General features: G+C 40.4%; 5 protein-coding genes. All 5 read left to right on the top strand.

The window, feature by feature from the left end; all coding sequences use genetic code 11:
- Window positions 1–1,420 precede the first annotated feature (1,420 nt).
- The 5 genes from Q0R37_RS14660 (at window position 1,421) to Q0R37_RS14640 (ending at window position 6,463) form a co-directional block, all read left to right on the top strand.
- Window positions 1,421–2,902 carry a YfjI family protein gene (locus Q0R37_RS14660; RefSeq protein WP_294755319.1) on the top strand — a complete coding sequence of 494 codons (1,482 nt, stop codon included), beginning with the start codon at window positions 1,421–1,423 and terminating at the stop codon, window positions 2,900–2,902.
- A gap of 96 nt (window positions 2,903–2,998) precedes the next feature.
- The gene (locus Q0R37_RS14655; protein WP_294755318.1) at window positions 2,999–3,295 is read left to right on the top strand and encodes a helix-turn-helix domain-containing protein; all 297 of its coding nucleotides are present in this window, start codon (window positions 2,999–3,001) and stop codon (window positions 3,293–3,295) included.
- Window positions 3,292–3,906, top strand: a complete 615-nt coding sequence (locus Q0R37_RS14650; RefSeq protein ID WP_294755317.1) for a CHC2 zinc finger domain-containing protein — start codon at window positions 3,292–3,294, stop codon at window positions 3,904–3,906. The genes Q0R37_RS14655 and Q0R37_RS14650 overlap by 4 nt, the downstream gene beginning before the upstream one ends.
- A gap of 125 nt (window positions 3,907–4,031) precedes the next feature.
- Window positions 4,032–5,204 carry a plasmid recombination protein gene (locus Q0R37_RS14645; RefSeq protein WP_294755316.1) on the top strand — a complete coding sequence of 391 codons (1,173 nt, stop codon included), beginning with the start codon at window positions 4,032–4,034 and terminating at the stop codon, window positions 5,202–5,204.
- A gap of 122 nt (window positions 5,205–5,326) precedes the next feature.
- Window positions 5,327–6,463 carry a site-specific integrase gene (locus Q0R37_RS14640; RefSeq protein ID WP_294755315.1) on the top strand — a complete coding sequence of 379 codons (1,137 nt, stop codon included), beginning with the start codon at window positions 5,327–5,329 and terminating at the stop codon, window positions 6,461–6,463.
- Window positions 6,464–6,650 lie beyond the last annotated feature (187 nt).

Raw genomic sequence — 6,650 nt, 5'->3', positions numbered from 1 at the left:
TCAGATAAAGCATCAGCCCTGTCTGGTATTCATCTACTATTTCAAGCATTCCCTCGTTGTCGCCCGCAAGGAAACGGCGGTAGCTACTTTCACCGTTATCCATCGGGACCTCCTCTCAGGTGCACTTGTTTTACCCCTTTACTTATTAGTACCATTTTTTTCGAAAAAGACTAAGCAGTTTTAGAAATAATTTATTTTTAACAATTATATCATAATCCCTTGTTTCTTTCAAGTATTAATTTTGTTATTTTGATTAAATATATTACTGCATTGAATACTGTATTTCAATGACGTGACATACCTATCGTTACTTCTTTTTGATGTGGCTGTGTCATTACTTTTAAAGTCGTGAAATCCGACTTTTGTTTTTTTATTATTGAAAATTCACCTCAAAAACAGGAACTTATCAAGATATCTGACAGAACGATTTGTTCTCGCTGGAGCGAATCTGAACTATTTCAATCCCGAAACAGGACTGAGACATACCTTTTTCTCCTAAATAGTCGATAATTTCACAATTCAACAAAGGTATTGCCAAAATGGCAACACCCTTATTTTGCAAGACTAACATATAAATTCATTAATCATAATAGATCATATTCGATGCAGGCGCCCTAAATCAGGGCGCCATTTTTGTTGTAAAGTTAACGGTGAACGTTCTGTTCACCATCAAATATAGATGAGGTCTCGTTTCGTTACCCGATATTATTATGAAACAAAAACGCATAACCCCCTCATTTTTTCGGCTTTAAAAGTGTAGGGATAAAATCACAGGATAAAAACTGCTAAAAAGTCTCACATATTTTTAAACACAGATTTGTACAAAAGAGAGAAATTTCTTAAAAAGTGCCCTTTTTTGAAAAATTAAAGTTGTCCACTTCTTGATTTTTTACCTTTAAATAGTGAGGGATAAAATTCATGAATTAAAACTGCAAAAAAGTACCGCATATTTTTAAGCTAAGATTTGTACAAAAGAGAGAAATATTTGAAAATAGAGCATTTTTTCAAAATTTTATTCGTCCATCTTGCTGTTTTTTCGGCTTTAAAAGTGTAGGGACAATATTTCAATAGGAAGGTTAGCACCACCTATTTTTTTCGGCTTTAAAAGTGAGGGTAAATTACAGTGAACTGAAAATGTTTCAGATAGGAGGGTATCAACTTGCTTGTTTTTTACCTTTAAAAGTAGAGAGTGTTCTGTTGTTATAGGGATACATCTGATACATTAAAAGTCACGTTGATGATGATGATAAGCTGATTCGGTGTTTTGCCGACTCAGGTCAGAAGCGTATTATGTATATCATAAACGAGTCTGCTTCAACCCGAACACATACGCACAATAAACACTTTAAGCATTATAGCACTTGAACATAAATACATAAAAGCGCTTTTAAATCTATTCAGAAAGGATGATGATGATGAATTGGGCCATGAGATCCAGTGGGTAAAGCCTACACCATTAAAAGGGAACAGAGCAAATATGATAGATTTCCCCGTAACAGCACTGCCGCCTGTATTGAGAGATATGGCATGCGCCGTTGCTGAGACTACATCAACAGATGTATCAATGGCTGCTACGGCAATACTTTCTATGATAAGTTACTGCTTTTCAGGTCAGTACCGTATCGCAGGAAAGAAGGATCATAATGAACCGCTTGTGATTGACAGTCTTATCGTTGCAGAAGCGAGCTTCAAGAAGTCGCCTGTAATGAAACTCATATCACAGCCATATCAGGAATTTGTAAGGGAGTACAATGAGAAAAATAAGGAGATGATACTGGAGAATAAGGCAAAGAAAAAAGTCCTAGCAAACAAACTGTCAGCTCTGGAGAAGAATCCAGATGCCGATACAAAGGAGATGTCGAGGCTTTCAATGGAACTGAGTAATATTACCAATGCAGATTTCCGCCGTATAATAGTCGATGATATTACGCCTGAATCACTTGTCAGACAGCTGTCTATAAACGGAACGCTTATGATGATGTCTGATGAGGCTGGCTCTCTCGGAAACTTCAACGGCAGATACAACACCGGCAGTGCACCAAACCTTGATTTGCTTCTTAAATCGTGGAACGGAGAAACCTTCATAAGCGACCGTATTACCCGTGAGAGTATTATTCTCTATAAGCCCTATGTTTCAATATGCCTTGCCTGTCAGCCATATGTCTGGGATAACATGATAGGAAATATGGCATTCAGGGGAAGCGGTTTTCTCGCTCGTCTTGTTTACTGCTTCCCTAAAGACCTGAGAGGTATGCGGAAATATGATACCGAACCTATTCCCGATGAACTTGCTGAAAAGTATAAACGCCTGATATACGCTTTGCTGAGTTATAAATTCAGGCGCTTTGAGCTCGGGCAGACGGATGAAAGCTTTATTTTTCTTGATGATAAGGCAAAAGAAGAATATGTATTCCTGCATGACAAGTTTGTGGAACAGCAGCTTCTCACAGATATGGCATTCTGTGCCGACTGGGGAGGCAAGTTTCACGGACTGGTGTTAAGGATATGCGGTATTCTTCACTGTATAAAAGCAGTGCTGAACGGTGAGAAGCCGGATGAAGTCAGGGTATCACATGATACCATGTGCAACGCTATCGAGATAGGTCATTATTTCCGATTACAGGCGATATACGCATATGGACTTGGTGATGCCGATAATCAGACAATACAGGCAGAGCGTATTCTCGCAAAGGTCAGATCTAAGAATATTTCCGAGATAAGACAGAATGATCTTTACAGGATATGTCGGTGCAGGCTCTTTAAAAACGCACAGGAGTTTTCTGAGGTGATAGCAGTACTTGAAGAATACGGCTATCTGAAAAGCGAGATCGCTCCTGCGCAGAACGGCTGTAACCGAAGTGGAATCAATCTCCACTTCAATCCGAACCTTTACGCACAATAAACACTTTAAGCACAATAGACCTATAGTGTCTATTGTGTCTAAAATGCTTAAAGTTCACACTAATCAAATCACGTATAATTCGAAAGGAGAATGTTAATGTTAACAAGAGAACAGAAAGAATCAATGCTTGATCAGGTACTGGAGATTATGACGGCTATCGCATACGATGAGCCTGTTGAAAGAGTTCCTGCACCAAATGAATCAAAGCCTGAAAAGGTAAAGATGCTCACTATAAAGGAATGTACTGAGCTTATCGAAGGACTTTCTGAGCATACAGTCCGTAAGCTCGTGGCTCAGAATAAGCTCAAATATATCCGCACAGGTGAGGGTGTCCGTGGTAAGATACTCATTAATAAAGCAGATCTTATGAAGTATTTCCAGAACTGCGCTTGACAGTATTTGATCAGATAAGGTCTGCAGTCGATATGAAAACTGTAGCGGAGGGATATGGACTTGATGTAAACCGCAGTGGAATGACACTGTGTCCTTTTCATAACGAGCGCACTCCCTCTGCCAAAATATATAACGATAATTTTCATTGCTTTGGCTGTGGAGAGCATGTTGATGTTATCGGGTTCACACAGAAAATGTTCAGTCTGAACAAACCTATAGATGCTGCAAAAAAACTCAATGATGATTATTGTCTGAACATCGAAATAGGTAAAGCTCCGACTGAGACTGAGGTGACTGAATATCAGAAACGTGCAGATGAAAAAAGAGCTTATGAAGAATGGGAGAAACAGGCATGGCGAATACTGAACGATTATTACCGGCTGATGCGTGACTGGAGAGCATTAGCTCCGAAGTCGCCAGACGAAGAATGTGATAAGCGTTTCATATATTCACTGCATCATCTCGATCATGCAGAACATCTTTGTATGGAGTTCATAAACTGCGATAAAGATGGTCGGCTTTCGATGATGGATACAGTTGCTGAGATATCAGCTTTGGCAGACACGATCTCCGTATCGTGGACCGATAAAAGCCTCGCAGAGCCCCGTTAGCATTTTTGATGGACTGTTAGGCTGTCAAAAGTGCTATGGGGTTACTGGCGGCATACCGCAAGTAAAAACAGCGCCCGGCGCTGTTCATTCGCCCTTGTCAGACGTGATGAAGGAGGAGATGATCCATGAGCGAAAAATCCATCTCGATGTGTCAGGGTAAAGGCAGCCTGTCACATAACAATCGGGATTTCACTGCCAGGAATATCGACAAGTCCAGAACGGCTGACAACGTCGTATTTGTTTGTCAGGATCTGGGCGAAACCTACAGGAAGCTCTTTGACGGAGCGATAGAAAGGTATAACGCTCATCAGAAAAGAAACGACCGAAAGATATCCGATTACTTCGAACATCTTTTCAGTCGTAAACCAAGTAAGAGTGTTATTACAGGAGCTAATAAGCAAAAGAGCTTCTATGAGGATCTGGTTCAGATTGGAACCAGGGACAATACGGGAGTTGATTCAGCGGATGCTGAAACAGCAAAAGAATGTCTGCGTGAATACATGGAAGGTTTTCAGGAAAGGAATCCGAACCTTCATGTATTTAATGCAGTGATGCATCTTGATGAAGCTACACCGCATCTTCACATTGACTATATCCCTGTCGGACATTTCAGCAGAGGGCTTGATACCAGAAATGCTATGGCAAAGGCACTCGAAGAAATGGGACATGGTACAGGAGCAAATGCTATCAATCGCTGGAGACTAAGTGAGTGGGATGTACTTCATGACATCTGCACTGCTCATGGTATCGAGATATCAGCACCGAAGAAGTCAAGAGGCTACAGCTATACTGTTCAGGAATACGGTGAGCATCAGGACAGGATCAATACTCTGAATGCTGAGATAGAGAAGCTGACAGCTGAATGTGACGAGACAGCAGCTGAGTTTGAAAAACTTTCAAAGAAGAAAGTAAGTATCGGTGAGATCGAGAATATCGCAGCCAGAGAATCTGTATTCGGAAAGAAAGTTACGCTCTCAAAAGCAGACTATGACAGGCTCAGTGATACAGCCAAGAAATATGTTGTTATGGAGAAGAACATCAGTAAGCTCAGGAAGGAGCGTGATACTGCCGTTCAGGAGCTTGAAACCATGAAAAAGCAGTTTGATGCACTTTCATCGGAATATTTAGATTACAGAAAGGAGAGAGAAAGCATCAGAACCAAAATCAAAAGCCTCAATCGTGAAGAACATCTCACTAATGAACTGAAAAAGTCAAGGGATTTCATAACTGCCCGTGGCTTATCAGACGATTTTGAGCGCTTTAAATTGGGTAAAACAAGAATTAAAGAGTTAGAGTAAAAAAAGAATCAATGGCATATTCCTGAAATGTTGGTTAAGTTACTTGACATTTAGCTGATTGTGCGATATGATTATAGCTACAGGAGTATGCCATAATCTAAGATATCAAAGGAGAATATCAAATGGCTACTATTACTAAGCGAGGAGATACTTTTAGAATAAAAGTTTCCCTCGGATATGATACAGAACACAAACAGATTGTAAAATCAACCACGTTTAAACCGCCACAAGGCGTTACATCCAAGAAAGCGGAGAAACTTGCACAACAATTCGCATACGACTTTGAAAACAAGTGCAAGGATTACACTGAACTGAATGAGAGTATGCGATTCTCTGAGCTTGCTGGCTGGTATTTCGAGAACTATGCTCCTATTGAGCTGAAGCCAAGTACCGCCTACACCTATAATGGACAGTATAAAAAACATTTAAAGCCTGTCCTAGGAAATATGAAGCTTAAAGATATCACTACCCCAAAGCTGACGAGGATCATGAAATCCTATAATCTGAACCCTCAAACAATAAAGAAGTTGTATGTTGTGTTACAGAGTATATTCCGCAGAGGTGTTGAACAGGGCTTTATTCGTGAATCACCTTGTCACAACGTTATTCTTCCGAAGAAAAGGGACGAGAAGAAGAAAATGTCTCTTGACGAGAACGAGATCAAGCGTTTGATTGAACTGTTGGCCGTAAAACCGTGGGATGAGGACTTTAAGCGTATCGTCAAGGTGCTTCTCTACACAGGAATGCGTTCGGGAGAATGTCTGGGACTGATGTGGGAGGACATTGATTTTGAGGAAATGACCATAACGATCAACCATAATCTGACCGATATCGGTGGTAAACACAAGCTCGGCTCACCTAAAACAGAAAGCAGTCGCAGAGTAATCGGTATGAGCGAAGTTCTTGCATCTATTTTCAAGGAGCAGAAAGCATATATTGATAAGCTGTCGTTAGCACTTGGAAAGAAGTTTAAACACCCTGAAATGGTATTCACATCAGCTTTAGGAAACTATCGTGACAGATGTTCAGTCTATCATTCTTTGAAACGCTTTACTAAGGGGACTGAGTTCGAAAAACTTACACTGCATAAACTTCGTCATTGCAATGCCACGCTTTTACTGAACAGTGGAGTTGACCTAAAAGTAGTTTCTGAACATCTTGGACATCGTGATATCAATATTACGGCCGCCATCTACGCTGATGTACTGAAATCCACTAAGTCAAAGGTGGCTGATCTTATAACGCTGAAACTCTCATAAGAGCAAAAAAATCCGTCCCGATAAACGAGACGGATTTTTAAAAACTTTTCGATAAAGACCAAACAAAGACCACGACGAATTTGCAAGGTCTGGAAAGTGCCGAAAATACGGCGATTTGAGATAAGTCTGATTATCTCTTTGAGAACTGAGGAGCACGACGTGCAGCCTTGAGACCGTACTTCTTTCT

The organism is uncultured Ruminococcus sp. (assembly GCF_946415235.1).
Taxonomy (GTDB): Bacteria; Bacillota; Clostridia; order Oscillospirales; family Ruminococcaceae; genus Ruminococcus.
The sequence above is the reverse complement of the archived record's forward strand: the minus strand, read 5'-3'. Positions and strand labels throughout refer to the sequence as shown.

Coding starts and splice junctions, on each gene's coding strand:
- Q0R37_RS14640 (WP_294755315.1), top strand. CDS start 5,327: ATGGCTACTATTACTAAGCGAGGAGATACTTTTAGAATAAAAGTTTCC.
- Q0R37_RS14655 (WP_294755318.1), top strand. CDS start 2,999: ATGTTAACAAGAGAACAGAAAGAATCAATGCTTGATCAGGTACTGGAG.
- Q0R37_RS14645 (WP_294755316.1), top strand. CDS start 4,032: ATGAGCGAAAAATCCATCTCGATGTGTCAGGGTAAAGGCAGCCTGTCA.